A 16,032-nucleotide genomic window follows, 5' to 3' on the forward strand; every position below is an offset into this window, starting at 1 on the left:
GCGCAGTCACAGGCGTACGGACAAGGGCGGCGCCAACAACGCGCACGCGGGCGCGCCACCGGTACCGGAAGGAACGCCGCCATGTTATGGGCGCACCCCCAACGCCAAAATGGCGCGAATATGGCGAAATTGACAGAATTCGCGACGCCGCCCGGAAACCCCCGTCGTACAAGGCCCGACATACCGCCATATCAATCAGAGTGGCATATTACGGCGTGTTGCGTTATAAAGTTGACACACTAAAAGTCGTCGTCCGATAGCCTATGACCCACGCGGGACCGGGCGTCGGCGGCTTCGAGAACTCCCGTCCCACGCAGGAAAGCAATGACAGAACGTCTGACGTCTCCTCCTCCCGAACCGCAGCCGGTTTCCGGCAAAGTGACCCGCAGCGCCATCTTCCTTGTCGCCACGATTCGCGACGACGAGGCCGCGCACGCCGCCGTGCGGGGCTGGTGTGCCGATGTGGCCGCGTATGTCCGATCCGTGGGCAAGCGTGTGCCGACCGGCAATCTGACCTGTGTGGCGGGCTTCAGCGATAGCGCGTGGGACCGCCTGTTCGGCGATCCGCGCCCGGCCGAGCTGCATCCGTTCCGTGAATTCGGCGCGGCCAAGCGACACGCCCCGGCCACGCCCGGCGATCTGCTGCTGCACATTCGTGCCGAACAGATGGACCTGTGCTTCGACCTCGCCACGCTCTTGCTGAACAAGCTGGGCGACGCGGTGAGCGTCGTCGACGAAGTGCACGGCTTCCGCTATTTCGACATGCGCGCGATGATCGGCTTCGTCGATGGCACCGAGAACCCGGAAGGCCAGGAGGCGCTCGACTTCACGGTCATGGGTGACGAAGACCCTGAATTCGCGGGCGGCAGCTACGTGCTGGTGCAGAAGTACCTGCACGACATGACGGGCTGGAACGCGCTGCCGGTGGAAGTGCAGGAACGCATCATCGGCCGCACCAAGTTCTCGGACGTGGAACTGGACGAGGACGTGAAGCCGAGCAATTCGCACAGCGCGCTGACCACGCTCGAAGTCGACGGGAAGGAAGTCAAGATTCTGCGCGACAACATGCCGTTCGGCCGCCCGGGCTCGGGGGAGTTCGGCACGTTCTTCATTGGCTACGCGCGCTCGCCGTGGCCCATCGAGCAAATGCTGGAGAACATGTTCGTCGGCAAGCCGCCTGGAAATTACGACCGTTTGCTGGACTTCAGCACGGCGGTGACCGGTGGGTTGTTCTTTGTGCCGTCGGCCCCGCTGCTGGAAGAACTTGCCGACCGGGCGCCGCAAGCGGCCGCCACCGAATCCAGCCATGTCATCAAGACGTTGATCGACGCACAGCCTTCGGGCGTGCAAGTGTTCGACGCCGCTACCGCTTCTCATCAGGCGAGTCCCGCAATTGCGGACGGCTCGCTGCAAATCGGATCGCTCAAAGGAGTTTCTCAGGCATGAATAACCTGCATCGCGAACTGGCCCCCATTTCGAGCGCCGCATGGGCGCAGATCGAAGAAGAAGTGGCCCGCACGTTCAAGCGTACCGTCGCCGGCCGTCGTGTGGTCGACGTGAAGGGACCTGGCGGTCTCGCGCTCTCGGGCGTGGGCACCGGTCATCAGAAAGCCATCGATGCGCCGCTCGACGGCGTGAGTGCACGTCAGCGCGAAGTGCTGTCGCTTGTGGCGCTGCGCGTGCCGTTCGAGCTGTCGCGTGAAGCCATCGACGATGTCGAGCGCGGCGCGAACGATTCGGACTGGCAACCGGCCAAGGACGCTGCGATCAAGCTGGCTTATGCGGAAGATCGCGCGATCTTCGATGGTTATGAGGCTGCACGCATCACGGGCGTGCGTCAGGGCACGTCGAATCCGGTGCTGCCGTTGCCGGACAGCATCGCCGATTACCCGACGGTCATTGCCAAGGCGCTCGAACAACTGCGTCTGGAAGGTGTCGACGGTCCGTACAGCGTGCTGCTGGGCGCGGACGCCTACACCGCCGTGGCCGAAGCCAACGATCAGGGCTATCCGATTCTCGAGCACATCGGTCACATCGTGAGCGGCGAGATCATCTGGGCCCCGGCCATCGACGGCGGCTGCATCGTCTCGACGCGCGGCGGCGACTACGAAATGCACATCGGTCAGGACATCTCGATCGGCTATCTGGACCACACGGCCACCACGGTTCGCCTGTATCTGGAAGAGACGTTTACGTTCCTGATGCTGACGGCCGAGGCCAGCGTGTCGGTCGGTAACGCCAAGCCCGCCGGTGCTAAGAAGAAGTCGAAGTAAGTCGTCCAAGTCTTTGGCGACACAATAAAAAACGGCTGAAGGCGGCGAACCGCTTTCAGCCGTTTTTCTATGCCGCCAGTCTGGCGGCAATCGCTCAGTTGGCTGCAGGCGACGACGCCGCAGCAGGCGCTGCCGGGGCCGTGCTACCGGCCGCCGGTTCTCCCGCCATCGGCTTTTCGATGATCACACGACGGTTGTCGCGTGCAATCACCTTCATCGGCAGATTCAGTGTCTCCAGCACGGCGAACTTGTCCGGATCGACCAGCGCGAGCGCCTTGGGGTCTTCCATCCAGACGTCCACGAACTTCTCAAGCGTCGGCACCCAGCTGTCCGGGGCCTGCGAAATGCCGAACTCCAGCTCGTCCTGCACAGCGACCATGATCATCGGCTGACGCAGGTAGTACGGCATGGTGTGATCGAGCGTGCCGACCGAGTAGAACGGCGTGTCCGGTCCAAGACGATCCATCTCCGCGCGCACAGCCGGTACCAGATCGATGCCCGAACTTGCGCGACCGAACGCTTCGTGACCCGTGCCACCGATCATCACGAACGCCAGCCATGTGGCCGCGAACGCCACCAGCGCCTGCTTGGTGCTGCGAGTGCTCAGCCAGCGGGTGATGCCGATGCCGATCAGGCCGACGGCGCTCGCCGCATACAGGTAGTACGAGAACGTGCGGTACGCTTCCACCGGGTTACGGCTGTCCGAGTGGTGCGACAGGAACACCAGACACGTGACGATCGTCGCGATGAACAGCACGACGGACACGATGAGGTGCTTGCGCAGCGACTCGCGCGTCATGGTGGCCAGTCCGAGACCGAACAGCATCGCGATGGCGGGCACGATCGGCAGCACATACGAGATGAGCTTCGAGTGCGACATCGAGAAGAAGCAGAAGATGAAGACGGCCCACACGGTGATCATCAGCACCGGGCGGAAACCGTTCGCCTGACGCGGCACGGCGCGCGAACCGGCAATGGCGCGCGGAATCGTCGAGAGCCACGGCAGGAAGCCGATCAGCAGCACGGGCACGAAGTACCAGAGCGCCCCGGGGCGATGGTGGTCCGGCTTCAGGAAGCGGTTGAAGTGCTCGTTGATGAAGAAGAAATCGAAGAACGACGGGTTGCGCGACATCACCGCAGCAAACCACGGCACCGTAATGGCCAGCATCACGATCAGGCCGCTCACGATGTGCAGACGCTTCCACAAGGCCCAGTCACGCGCGATCAGCGTGTAGATGACGAGCACGGCACCCGGCAGGACCACACCGATCAGCCCCTTGCTCAGAATCGACAGGCCCATCGCCGCCCAGCACAACCACATCCAGTTGCGGGTCTGTGAGTCGGTGAGGCCGGGACGCTGTGCCAGCAGCAAGGCGCACAGCACCAGCGTCATCATGAACGACAGGCCCATGTCCAGCACGTTGAAGTGGCCGAGCAGGCTCCACAGCGGCGCGCTTGCCAGTGCCAGCGCGGCGAACAGACCGGCGCGGGCGCTGAACACGCGACGGCCCGTGTAACCCACGAGCAGCACGCCGCCGAATCCGGTCAGCGCCGTCCACAGACGCGCCTGCCAGTCTCCCAGCCCGAAGATCATGAACGTGAGGGCGTTCATCCAGGTCTGGAGCGGCGGCTTCTCGAAGTAGAGATAGCCGTTATAACGCGGCGTGACCCAGTCGCCGGTGGCCAGCATTTCGCGGGCCATCTCGGCGTAGCGGCCTTCGTCGCTGGGAATCAGGTGTCGCAGGTTCAGGACACCGAACCAGACCAGCGCGAACATGGCGACTAGCCAGAGCAGGACGGTGGGGGAGATCGGCCAGGGCTCTAACCCGGCGTCACGTTGAGGACGTGTAGACATGAATACGAGGCTTCCGGTCTTGAGGATGAAGTGAGGTCGTTGAGTGTTCGGTTCAGGACCGACGCGGCTGGCCGGACCCACCGGCCTGCGCATCGGGCACATCGGGTGAGTCGACCACATCGGGATTTGGCAGCGTCACCCGCACATGCAGCCCGCGCGGCGGCGACAGACTCGCGTCTGTCAGAGACACCTGCCCGCCAAGGCGGTCGACGATGGCGCGTACGATCGCCAGCCCCAGCCCGGTCCCGTCGCCACCGTGTTCGCGCGGTTCGCGGTGATCGGTGGCGCGGTAAAACGCGTCGAACACGCGTTCGCGTTTGTCGATGTCGATCCCTGGGCCTGAGTCGATCACGTCGATCAGAACGTCGGCACCTTTGGCCGACAACTGCACGGAGACCGTGCCACCGGCCGGTGTGTAGCGTACGGCGTTGCCGACAATATTGCTTAGCAATGTGACGATGTCGCGCTTCGAACCCGCAACACGCAAGTCGGAGCGGCCTGGTCCACCGTTCGACGCGTCCGACAGATCGAGCATGATCTGCTTACGATCCGCCAGCACGAACACATCTTCGAGCGCTTCGTGCACCGCAGGGAGCAACGTCAGGGGATTGGCCGGAACGGTCGGCGCGCTCTGGGCGCGAGCCAGTGTCAGCAATTGTTCGATCAGTGTGCGTGTGCGATGCAGCCCGCTCTTGAGCTTGGTCAGCCGGTGACGCGTTTCGTCATCGAGCGCCGCCGGCGCGAGTGCACGGTCGAGATTTTCGGATTGAATCACCAGCGCGGTCACCGGTGAGCGCAGTTCGTGCGCGGCGTCCGCCACGAAGCGGCGTTGTTCATCGAGCGCCTTGGCGAGCCTTGCCAGCAGACGGTTGATCGACACGATGAACGGCTCGATTTCCGTGGGCGCGCCTTGCGTGTCGAGGCCCCGCAGATCGGTATCGCGACGCTTGTCGACTTCGGCGGCCAGTTGCTGCACCGGACGCCAGGCGCGGCGCACCGTCAACACAATGGCGGCGATGAGCAGCGGCAGGAACCCGACGAAGGGCATGGCGGTGCGAAGTCCACTATTGCGCGCGATCTCGTTGCGGCCTTCCGTCGGCTGCGCCACGACAATGCGTAGATCCGGCTCGATGGTCCGCACGAAGGCCCGCCAGGTATGGTCGCCGGTGTTGACGGTGTGGAAGCCGTCGGACAGCGTCACGGGAAAGGTGCCGCCAAGGCGCTGAACGGTGAGACGGTAGTCGTGATCCTGAATCGGCAGGCCGTGCATGGCCGAATCGGCACCGGCCAGATTGCGCGTGTCGACGAGCGCGGCGAGTTGCAGCAGTTGGTCGTCCTGAAAGCGATAGGCTTCGCGAAAGGCGGCACCGTACGAGACGAAGCCCGCGACGATGGCCAGTCCCAGGGCGCAGGCCGAGAGCGTAACGACGAGCCGTGACTGCAACGAACGCATCATGCCTTGGGCACCAGCCATCCCGCGCCGCGGATGTTGCGAATGACGTCGGCACCGAGCTTCTTGCGAATCGAGTGGATCAGGAAGTCGATCATGTTGCTCTCGATCTCTTCGCCCCAGCCGTACAGGCGATGTTCAAGCGCGTCGCGCGAGAGGATCGTGCCGGGACGCAGCATCAGCGCATGGAGCAGCGCGTATTCGCGCGCGGACAGCACGCAACTGTTCTCACCGTACGTCGCCTGATGCGTTGCCGGATCGAGCGCGAGCGCGCCATTGGTCAGCACCGGCACGGCCACGCCCGCGTGACGTCGGATGACCGCGCGCATTCTGGCGAGCAGCTCACCCACTTCGAAGGGCTTGACGACGAAATCGTCCGCGCCGAGATCGAGGCCCTGAATGATGTCTTCCGCGCCGTCGCGGGCGGTGACGACGATGATTGGCGTGCGCCCGCCAGCGCCGCGATGGGCGCGCAGCACGTCCCAGCCGTCCCGACCGGGCAGGCCGAGGTCGAGCAGCATGAGGTCGTACGCATGAGCGGCGAGGGCGGCGAGCGCGGCGTCGCCGTCGCGACACCAATCGGCGGCGTACGAGGCGTCCTTGAGCGCCTGCATCATGGCCTCACCGATCATGGCGTCGTCTTCTACAAGCAATATCCGCATGGGTTTCCGTACGCATTCTGGCGTGCTGAGATCAGCCTACGCCTAATCCTTGCCATCCACGGAGGACGGCACGGGCGCACGATAGCGCGCGAAACTTAGGAGAAACTTAGCTCGTGCGCGTGTGCGTTCGCGCGACTATGCCATGCAAACGCTTCAGCAATCAATGACTTAGCGACGATTCCTCAAGTGGCGTGATCGCAGGGCCAGTTTCCGCGCCACAATGCGAGCGGGCCGACATTTCGTCGGCCCGCTCGTTTGAGGCATTTTCCTGGTGCGCGGACCCCTTGGAATGCGCGCGGCGAGGGGGATCTATTGCGCGCGAAGCGTCTTCGCGGCGGCAACCATGTTTTGCAGCGCCGGAATGACTTCCGCCCACTGACGCGTCTTCAGTCCGCAGTCGGGGTTGACCCACAGGCGTTGCGCCGAAATGCGCTCGGCGGCCTTCTTCATGAGCGAGACCATGTGGTCCTGCGTCGGGATATTGGGCGAGTGAATGTCGTACACGCCCGGTCCGATCTCGTTCGGGTACTGAAACGAGTCGAACGCGTCGAGCAATTCCATATCCGAGCGCGAGGTCTCGATGGTGATCACGTCGGCATCCATCTCGGCGATGGCGGCGATGATGTCGTTGAACTCGGAATAGCACATGTGCGTATGGATCTGCGTATCGTCCTGAACACCATTCGCCGTGATGCGAAACGACTCGACCGCCCAGTGCAGATAGGTCGCCCATTGCGAACGGCGCAGCGGCAGGCCTTCGCGCAGCGCCGCTTCGTCGATCTGGATCACGCGCACACCGGCGCGCTCCAGATCCAGGACTTCCTCGCGGATCGCGAGTGCGAGTTGGAAGCACGAGACCGAGCGCGGCTGATCGTCGCGCACGAACGACCAGTTCAGGATCGTGACCGGGCCGGTCAGCATGCCCTTCATCGGCTTGTCAGTCAGTGATTGCGCGTACTTGATCCACTCGACCGTCATGGCCTTTGGACGGCTAATGTCGCCGAACATGATCGGCGGCTTCACGCAACGCGAGCCATACGACTGCACCCAGCCGAACTGGCTGAACGCGTAGCCTGCGAGCTGCTCGCCGAAGTACTCGACCATGTCATTGCGTTCGGCTTCGCCGTGTACCAGCACATCCAGCCCAAGCGCTTCCTGCTCACGCACGCTGCGCTCGATTTCCCTTTTCATCGCGGCGACGTAACCCGCCTGATCCAGTTCTCCCGCCTTGTACTGACTGCGGGCGTTGCGGATCTCGGCCGTTTGCGGGAACGAGCCGATGGTCGTGGTCGGATAGAGCGGCAAGTTCAGTCTCGCGGCTTGCTTCGGCGCACGCTCGGCGTACGGACGCTTGCGACGGCCCAGCGCGGCTTCGATCCGTGCAACTGCCGCCTTGACTGCCGGGTTGTGCACGCGTGGCGACGCGCGGCGGCTGGCGATGTCGGCGGCATTGGCGCGCAGCTCGGCGGCCACGGCGTCACGTCCTTCATTGATGGCGCAGGCCAGCACCGTCACTTCCGCGAGCTTCTGCTTGGCGAAGGCAAGCCACGACCGGATCTCTGCGTCGAGCTTCTGTTCGCTGTCCAGATCGACCGGCACGTGCAGTAGCGAACACGACGGCGCGATCCACAGACGCTCGCCCAGTCGTTTCGCCACCGGCTCCAGCCAGTCCAGCACGGCCGCCAGATCCGCCTTCCAGATGTTGCGACCGTTGACTACACCCACCGACACGACTTTGTCCGTCGGTAGCGCGTCGATGACTTTGGCGACTTCGCCTTGCGCGTTCACGGCGTCGATGTGCAGACCGTCAACGGGTAGGCGGCACGCCAGTGGCAGGTTTTCTTGCAGCTCACCGAAGTACGTGGCGAGTAGACGTTTGACCGGCGCGGCGGCGAGCGCGGCGTAGGCGGTTTCGAAGGCCGTTCGCCATTCGGCATCCAGTTCGGTGACGAGGATCGGCTCGTCGATCTGCACCCATTCCACGCCTTGTGCCGCGAGCGTCTCCAGCAGCTTCACGTAGACCGGCAACAGGCGCGGCAGCAGCGCCAGCTTGTCGCTGTCGTCTTTCGACTTGCCGAGCCACAGGTACGTCACGGGGCCGACGATGACCGGCTTGGCCTTGACGCCTGCGGCGCGGGCTTCGGTGAGTTGCTCGACGAGACGCGAGGCGTCCAGCGTGAAGGTCGTGTCACCGGCGAATTCGGGGACGATGTAGTGGTAGTTCGTATCGAACCACTTCGTCATCTCGCCCGCGGCGACACCGCCGCAGCAGTCGGCGTGTGCTTCGGCGCTCTGGGCCGAGCGGCCACGGGCTACGCGGAAATAGTTGTCCAGTACGTCGCCGTGAAAGCCTTGCACACGCTTGGGCAGATTGCCCAGCGTGAAGCTCATGTCCAGCACCTGATCGTAGAACGCGAAGTCGCCGACCGGGGCCAGATCCAGTGCCGCCTGATCCTGCCAGTGACGCAGACGCAGTGAAGCACCGAGCGCCTTGAGTTCGTCGCGCGACGATTGGCCTTTCCAGTACGCTTCCTGACCGAACTTCAGCTCACGTTTCGCGCCAACGCGCGGGAATCCCAGATTGTGTGTCTTTGCCATGTTCTCTATCGACCCTTGTCACTGGAGGAATTGAAACGGTGACATCGATCATAGAGACTTCAATTCATGAATGAAAATGGTCTTATTTCTTGGTAACGTTAATTTCATTCATGATGACGGGGTGTGGCGAGCGTGTGTGAGACGTCCTTTAGCACCTCGATGAGCGCGAGGGTTGCGGCACTCGGCGCGTGCCCGTGGAGGACACCGACGGTCGGCGCGACGTGAGAGAACGGCAGCCCGAAGTCATGAAGCGCTGGGGCGAGCGGCGAGCGCGCCACGCCCAGCGTTGACGCAAGGAAGAGGCACGGCATGGCCTGCGCGGTGCTCGCGTTGGTCATGAGCGTGACGGATTCCATGATCACGCGCGGCAGCGGCAGCCCGTGATGGGCGAACTCGGTATCGATGGCGCGTCGCATGGGGGTGCCGGGCGGCGGGACGATCCACGGATATCGCGCGACGTCGGGCCAGCCGGGTGACGGATGCGATGCCAGCGGATGGTTTCGCGCGCCGAATACCCGCACGTCGTCTTCATATAGCGGCACGGTGCCGAAGCCTGCGTTCATGGCGGTTTCGTCCAACCGGCAGACGAGCAGATCGATTTCGTGCCAGCGCGCGCGGGGCAGCAGACGGTCGAGCGTGTCTTCGAACAGATTGATGCGAAGCGCAGGCCCGGTGCGCTCCAGCCGCGCGAGCGTTTGCGGCATGAGCACGCTCGCCATGCCCGGCAGGATGCCGACGTTGACCGGCTGCGCAACGCCTGCATGGCGGGTGCAACGCCCGCCAGATCCGTCAGCATGCGCTCGGCGCGTTCGAGAAGGGCATCGCCGTACGGGGTCGGGGTCACGCGCCGCGTGGTGCGTTCGAACAGCGACACGCCGAGCGCGTCCTCGATCTCACGCAACCACTTCGACAGTGCGGGCTGGGTGATCGCAGCAGCTTCAGCGGTACGGGCGAAACTGCGCGTGCGGCCTAGCCAGCGCAACGTCTCGAGATCGCGGATCCGGAGTTTTCGGAGGACGGGCGGAATCTGGCGGGCGAGTTGTGACGGCTGTAAATGGGATGGCGGCAAAGGAGACGGAAGCAAAGGATCTCGGTGCGTGCGGGAGTCTTCGGTCATGTCGGCGAGGTAATGCATCGATGAGTTGCCGATACGTTACCGCACTATTGATGTTCTCCGGGTAATGAATGTGACGTGACTTTTCATCGATCTGTTCAGAATTCAACCGAATAATGAGACTCCCCATCCGGTCGCTGGCGCACGACACGACGCTGGCACCTCATCAGGAGCGAGACGCATGACGACACGTAAGCCTTCATCCCCCACGGTCTCCGACGACGCGACGCCGACCGACGCCACGTCCGCAACACCGCCGGACACGCCCAGCCGCAATGCACGACGCGACTTTCTGAAGCAGGCCGGTGTCGCGATGGCTTCGGCCGGGCTGGTGCCGTCGGCCATGTCGGCCACCGGAGCGGCAACCCCGGCCCAGCACGCGGCCGACGATGGCTACGTCATGCCGACGGAGGCCCCGGCCGTCGCGCCCAGGGGCTACAACATCCTGTTCATCCTCACCGATCAGGAGCGGCACTTCGACAAGTGGCCGTTTCCCGTGCCGGGCCGCGAACGGCTTCGCCGCGAGGGGGTGACGTTCATGAATCACCAGATTGCCGCGTGCGTGTGTTCGCCGTCGCGCTCGGTCGTCTACACCGGCCAGCACATCCAGCACACGCGTGTGTTCGACAACTGCGGCATTCCGTGGCAGCCGGATATGTCGACCGACATCCGCACGATCGGCCACATGATGCGCGACGCCGGGTACTACGCCGCGTATCTCGGCAAGTGGCATCTGAGCGGCAAACTGCATCACAACCACACGCCCTACGACACGCCGACGGCGGAGTACAACGCGTTGATGCGCTCGTACGGCTTCGACGACTACTTCGGCGTGGGCGATCTGGTCGGGCGCGTGCGCGGGGGCTATACCTACGACGGATTGACGACGTCGTCGGCCGTGTCGTGGCTGCGCGGACGCGGCGCACAACTGGCGAACGAGCAGAAGCCTTGGTTCATGGCGGTGAATCTGGTCAACCCGCACGACGCGATGTTCCTGAACACGGATCCGGCGGGCGTCGACACGCAAAACGCCAGCAAGCCGACGCTGGGTAACGCTCGTCCGCCGAAGGACAGTCTTTACGACGAGCATTGGGACGTCCCGCTCGCGGCCACGCGAAAGCAGGCCTACGACGCACCCGGGCGACCCGCTGCGCACGGCGTCTACAACGCGGCCGAGGGCGTGCTGGTCGGGGACTATCCGCTCGACGACGCGCGACTCCAGGTCTATCAGGACTATTACTTCAATTGCATTCGCGACTGCGACACGCATGTCGTGACGCTGCTCGATACGCTTCGCGAGTTGGGCATCGACAAGAACACCATCGTCGTGATGAGTGCCGATCACGGCGATCACGTCGGCGCGCACAAACTCGTAGGGAAGGGGCCGACGACCTATCGCGAGCAGAATCACGTACCGCTCGTGATTCGTCACCCGGCGTATCCGGGCGGGAAGCAATGCGCCGCGCTTAGCTCGCATGTGGACATCACACCGACGTTGCTCGGGTTGACGGGGCTCGACGCCGACAGCGTGGCCCGCATCGCAGGAAAGACCGCGCATGGGCATGACCTCACGCCGCTGCTGCGCCGACCTGAGCGGCAGGCAGTCGATGCGTTGCGTCCGGCTACCCTGTTCAACTACGCCATGCTGCTGTTCTACGACAGCGAGTGGTTGGCGCAGGAATATGCGACGTTGCGTCAAAAGGGCATGCCCGTCGACGAGATCCATCGACGGGTGATCGCACGTCAGCCGGACTTTCGGCATCGCGGCATGATCCGCAGTGTGTTCGACGGGCGCTATCGCTTCTCGCGCTACTTTTCGCCGAAGGCGTTCAACCGGCCGACGTCGCTGGAGGCGCTGTTCGCGAATAACGATGTCGAGCTCTACGACCTGCATACCGATTCGACGGAGTCGCGCAATCTGGCGCTCGACCCCCGTAGCAATGGGGCGTTGCTGATGGCGATGAACACGCTGCTCAACGACCGGCTGGACGCGGAAGTGGGTGAAGATCGCGCCGACATCCTGCCGATCCGCGACGGGCGCGTGCATTTCACGTTCGAGACGCAGGTCGGCTGATTCAACTGCGCGTTGACCCGACGGCACGGCGACGACGCCGTTGCCGTTGGCGCGCCGGATGACATCGGTGGTACGCTCTTGCGACCTCATGAGAGCGAGCCGAGGCTCCTCTCGCATGGGTCTGCCGCCTCTGTCATTCGCTATCGCCAACGCCATGAAGAAACGTGAATTCCTTGCCGGTGCCATGGCACTGGGCGCATCGGTGCCTGTCTTTGCCAAGCCGGGCGCTGCTGGCACCTCCGCCACCGCTGCACCGGCGTCGACACCGCTCGTCACGCTCAGCGGCGCGATTGCGCGTCACAACCGGGGGCCGGTCGACCCGGCGCTTGATCAGCTATTCCACAAGCAACTCGTGCAATTCGACGCGGCGTACGCGCTCGACTTCGCCATGCTCACGCGCATGCCAGCGCAGACGATTCGCCCCACGCTGGAGTACGACGCCAAGCCGCACGCGTTGCGCGGTCCACGTCTTGCTGATGTGCTGGTGCAGGCGGGCGCACCGTCGAATCCGCTCACGCAGGTGTTGCTGCGCGCCATCGACGGCTATGTGGTGGCGACCACGGTTGGGCAGGTGCGGGAGTACGGCTTTCTGCTCGCCACGCATATCGACGACAAGCCGCTCGCGCTAGGCGGTCTCGGGCCGCTGTGGGCCGTGTACGACCCGGCTGCGATTCCGGCGCTGGCGGGCAAACCGCTCAAGGAGCAGTTCACCCTGTGTCCGTGGAGCGTGTATCACATTCAGACCAACGCCGTTTCCTGATAGACCCGAGCCTGCCTTAGTACGACGTCGGGCGTCCTGGCGTCGACGTCGCACGCGGCGGCGGAACGATCGCCTGAAACGGGTTCACCCGCCCGGGCAGCTTGACCGGATCGAGTTCGTCGACGTCCTCGTGCAGGATGCGACGGATCTCAAGAATGGCCTGCGGCGTTTCCTGCACGCTATGTCCGGCGACGATGACGCGCTCGGACTGCGCACCCGCGAGATGCGCGCTCGTGTACGGCACCACACCATCGCTTGACGCCTCCAGCGGCCCCTTGGCATCGCGCCGCGCAATGATCGAGTGATATTGCACGGACGGCGAAATCTTCAGTCCGGCCGCCGCCATCACGTAGGGATCGTCGTCACGCAACTGATCGACGCTGTTGGGCACGTAGCGTGTCTTGCCCTCCGACGGACTGTCTTCGGATCCGGTCGCGTAATGCAGCACGTCGTCGATCCCCGAGAGCAGCGTGACCGGCAGCTTGATCAGGTTCGACACCCAGCGACCGATGCGGTTACGGGCGAACGGTGTGCCTCGGTGTGGCGCTGCGATGAAGATGGCGCGCTCGAACTGCGGCACGGGCTTAAAGCTGAACAGCGGGTTGAGCCGGTCGCGGGCACGGTCGATCTGGTCTTCGTCCAGGTGGTACTCGTGCTGGAAGGTGTCCCAGAGCTGATCGTCCGAACTGGACACCATCAGGCGCGCGATCACGCCGCCCATGCTGTGTCCGATGACGACGGCCTCATGCGACGCCGCGGACTGGCCGTCCGGGTCGAAGTGCTTAAGTGTCGTCTCGAACGCGTTGCGAATGGCCATCGCGTTCACGAGAATCGGCGCATTCGTCGGGTAATAGACCTGCCAGACCTGGAAGTGCTCGCGTAGCGTCGCATCGCCCTGAATTTCGTTGGCGAGATTCACCCACGCCTCGGGGCTGCTGGCCAGCCCGTGCAGCATCAGAATGACGCGGCGTCCCGGATCGAACGGTTGCATCAGGTAGATGTGGGGACGCACGATGCCACGGTCACGTCCAAACAACGTGCGCAGCGACTGCTCGGCAAAGCCCGAGCGTGCCAGCCACAGACCGTAACCGGCCGTGAAGTTGCCCGCCAGCGGCACCGTCTGATGATTCAGTTCGACGGACGTCTGCCGGTACGGGTCGTAGACCACCAGCGTGGCGACCTTCGTCGTGAGGACTTGATCGAGCGTAGTGCCGTCGAAGCGCAACAGCAGCGTGAGCGACGGCGAGGGCATTTCGCTGAACACCGGCCCGGCGTTGGGATCGGTGGCGCGGCGGAAATCGCGCGACGCGCGGCTTTCGCGCGGGTTAGATGGCGTGTCGCGGTTGTCCGGACCGGTTGCGGCGTCACCCTTGGGCGTCGGGTTCTGACCGGCGGCGGCGAGCGCCTCGGCGGCGGACTTCTCGTCGAGCACGGCCACCAGCTCCGCGCCGAAGCCATCGCGTCGATAGGGACTGCGCAGTCCCGCGAACGATAGCGTGGACGCGGGCAAGACTTCGCGCGGCTGGACGCGGTTATCGGCGAATCGCACGCTGCTGGCGTCGACCGGCAGGAGCCATCCCGCAATCTTGTCGCTGCCCGTTTGCTGTACGCGACGGAACAGCGCGACCGAGAAGTTCTGCACCGCGTAGTTGTAGTAGTCGCGAACCTGCGTCTGACGGTCTTCGAAGGCTCGTTCACTCGACGGACGGTCGCTGTAAAACAGGTACGCGTAGGCGTAGCGTGCAGAGCGCAGCCACAGGTCGAACTGTGCATCGTTCCATTGCCGCTCGCCCGTGGGGGTCTGCGCGATGGCGAGTTGCATCGACATTTCGGCCATGGCCGCGAGCCGACGGTCGACGTCGATTTCCTTCGCACGGCCTAGCGCGTCGATACAGTCGAGCGACGATTTGGCGCAAAGGGTGTCGTCGAGGCCTGCCACGCGAATGGTTTCGTCGGTCGACGTGCTGAGCTTGCCGGTCGACAGAATGTCACCGCGCTTCATGGCGATGTACTGCTCGGGGCCGAGCGAGCGGACTTCCACCATCGCGCAGCCGGACAGGGCCGTCAGCCATACGGCAGCCATCAGCATGCCCGCACGCCGCAGTGCAAGCGTCTTGACAGATGCGTGCAACGAGATCATGGCGTCACCTTGGGATCGTCGCCCGGCACGCCCTGACGGATGAGGGTCGAGAACTCGGGCGAGTCGCCTGCGGCCAGTGCGCGGGCCACGAAATTGCCCCGGTCATACAGTTGCGCGTAGGTGAAGCCCGGCGTCAGACCGCCCTGATCGTAGGCGTACTCGGCGAAGTACCCCGACAGCAGCAACCGGTAGTCGAGCGGCAATCCCGGCGCGATGAGGCGGGCGATCTCGAAGACGATGGTCGTGCAGTTGCTCGTCAGCGTGTTGTACCAGGCGGGCGTATCGTGCAGTTCGCGTGCGCGGGCGAGATAGCCGAGGAACACTTCTCGCAGTTGTTTGGGTGGGATGTTGAGGCGATACTGGTAGGTCGTTTCGCCGCGCACGTTGCTGCGAACGCGCAGAATGTCGCGCTCGTCGGCGGCCACGAGCGTGGCTTCGAAGTCTTTGAAGAACCCGCCGATAGCCGAGAACTTCTGGCCTTGTTTCTTGCGAATCTCGATGGAAAACACCACGCGGCGGCCGTCGGAGAAGCCGAACGACACCAATGTGTGGGCAATCGCCGGGCCCATCCAGTACGACAGGACGAGATCGGCACTCTCCAGCTTGTCGAGATCGTACTCGCGGGTTTCCCAGCGCGGCGTGAAGTCGGTTTCCGTACGCCATTCGAAATTGCGCACGTTGTGCAGCGTGACGTGTTCGCCGTCGATTCGTGAGTCGAGCAATTGCGCGACGTCTGCGGCCCAGAGGCGGTCGTTGGACGCACGGATCGTCTGCCACCAGCCGACGAGCAGCACCAGCGCAATCAGAAAGGCGAGCGGCCAGCCGCGCAGCGGCATACCGGCGCGCACGCGCAAGAGCGACACGATCGCGACGACCCCGAGCAGCACCCACACGGCGATCACGAGGTAGCGCACGAGCGCCGGACCCGGGCAACGGTAGGCGAGGGCCATCGCCCCCCAGGCGCATGCGCCCAGCACGAGCAGGGCGAGGAACGAGCGCAGCACGTAGACGTACCACGCGATGTGATGGCTGGCGAGCGCGTCGCCAGCATGGGATTGCAGTTGCACCATGTTTCGCAGAGTTCAATCCGGGGCGGCCGCCTCGCA

General features: G+C 64.1%; 11 protein-coding genes and 1 pseudogene. 4 read left to right on the forward strand and 8 right to left on the reverse strand.

Features of this window, described 5'->3' with window-relative positions; genetic code table 11:
* Nucleotides 1-324: 324 nt before the first annotated feature.
* Both ACIQWO_RS04425 and ACIQWO_RS04430 read left to right on the forward strand, forming a co-directional pair.
* Nucleotides 325-1,446: a Dyp-type peroxidase gene (locus ACIQWO_RS04425; RefSeq protein ID WP_402819660.1), complete on the forward strand. Its 1,122-nt coding sequence runs from the start codon at nt 325-327 to the stop codon at nt 1,444-1,446.
* Nucleotides 1,443-2,273, forward strand: a complete 831-nt coding sequence (locus tag ACIQWO_RS04430; protein ID WP_402819662.1) for a family 1 encapsulin nanocompartment shell protein — start codon at nt 1,443-1,445, stop codon at nt 2,271-2,273. Before ACIQWO_RS04425 ends, ACIQWO_RS04430 begins: the two co-directional genes overlap by 4 nt.
* A gap of 94 nt (nt 2,274-2,367) precedes the next feature.
* Here the strand turns inward: ACIQWO_RS04430 and ACIQWO_RS04435 are convergent, their stop codons facing one another.
* From ACIQWO_RS04435 to ACIQWO_RS04460, 6 genes and pseudogenes are all read right to left on the reverse strand, one after another.
* Entirely contained in the window at nt 2,368-4,128 is a 1,761-nt protein-coding gene (locus ACIQWO_RS04435; protein ID WP_402819664.1) for a glycosyltransferase family 39 protein, read from the reverse strand.
* A gap of 52 nt (nt 4,129-4,180) precedes the next feature.
* On the reverse strand, nt 4,181-5,602 hold the full coding sequence (locus ACIQWO_RS04440) for a sensor histidine kinase (protein ID WP_402819666.1): 1,422 nt from the start codon (nt 5,600-5,602) through the stop codon (nt 4,181-4,183).
* The gene (locus ACIQWO_RS04445) at nt 5,581-6,240 is read right to left on the reverse strand and encodes a response regulator transcription factor (protein ID WP_039398505.1); all 660 of its coding nucleotides are present in this window, start codon (nt 6,238-6,240) and stop codon (nt 5,581-5,583) included. The genes ACIQWO_RS04440 and ACIQWO_RS04445 overlap by 22 nt, the downstream gene beginning before the upstream one ends.
* A gap of 309 nt (nt 6,241-6,549) precedes the next feature.
* Nucleotides 6,550-8,838 (reverse strand): 5-methyltetrahydropteroyltriglutamate--homocysteine S-methyltransferase, encoded by a 2,289-nt coding sequence (metE, locus tag ACIQWO_RS04450; protein WP_402819669.1) that lies wholly within the window; start codon nt 8,836-8,838, stop codon nt 6,550-6,552.
* Nucleotides 8,839-8,942: 104 nt separating this feature from the next.
* Nucleotides 8,943-9,542, reverse strand: coding sequence for a LysR substrate-binding domain-containing protein (locus tag ACIQWO_RS04455; protein ID WP_402819671.1), 600 nt, complete (start codon nt 9,540-9,542; stop codon nt 8,943-8,945).
* A gap of 179 nt (nt 9,543-9,721) precedes the next feature.
* A pseudogene (locus ACIQWO_RS04460) lies at nt 9,722-9,973 on the reverse strand (LysR family transcriptional regulator); the annotation flags it as partial.
* Nucleotides 9,974-10,133: 160 nt separating this feature from the next.
* On the opposite strand from ACIQWO_RS04460, the gene ACIQWO_RS04465 reads away from it, so the two are divergent.
* Together ACIQWO_RS04465 and ACIQWO_RS04470 are read left to right on the forward strand one after the other, a co-directional pair.
* Nucleotides 10,134-12,026, forward strand: a complete 1,893-nt coding sequence (locus tag ACIQWO_RS04465; protein ID WP_402819673.1) for a sulfatase-like hydrolase/transferase — start codon at nt 10,134-10,136, stop codon at nt 12,024-12,026.
* A 115-nt stretch (nt 12,027-12,141) separates the two neighbouring features.
* On the forward strand, nt 12,142-12,786 hold the full coding sequence (locus ACIQWO_RS04470) for a molybdopterin-dependent oxidoreductase (protein WP_402819676.1): 645 nt from the start codon (nt 12,142-12,144) through the stop codon (nt 12,784-12,786).
* A 16-nt stretch (nt 12,787-12,802) separates the two neighbouring features.
* On the opposite strand, the gene ACIQWO_RS04475 is transcribed toward ACIQWO_RS04470, so the two are convergent.
* Together ACIQWO_RS04475 and ACIQWO_RS04480 are read right to left on the reverse strand one after the other, a co-directional pair.
* The gene (locus ACIQWO_RS04475; RefSeq protein WP_402819679.1) at nt 12,803-14,926 is read right to left on the reverse strand and encodes an esterase/lipase family protein; all 2,124 of its coding nucleotides are present in this window, start codon (nt 14,924-14,926) and stop codon (nt 12,803-12,805) included.
* On the reverse strand, nt 14,923-15,996 hold the full coding sequence (locus ACIQWO_RS04480) for a DUF4105 domain-containing protein (RefSeq protein ID WP_402819682.1): 1,074 nt from the start codon (nt 15,994-15,996) through the stop codon (nt 14,923-14,925). The genes ACIQWO_RS04475 and ACIQWO_RS04480 overlap by 4 nt, the downstream gene beginning before the upstream one ends.
* Nucleotides 15,997-16,032 lie beyond the last annotated feature (36 nt).

This window comes from Pandoraea sp. NPDC090278 (genome assembly GCF_044772185.1).
GTDB lineage: Bacteria > Pseudomonadota > Gammaproteobacteria > Burkholderiales > Burkholderiaceae > Pandoraea.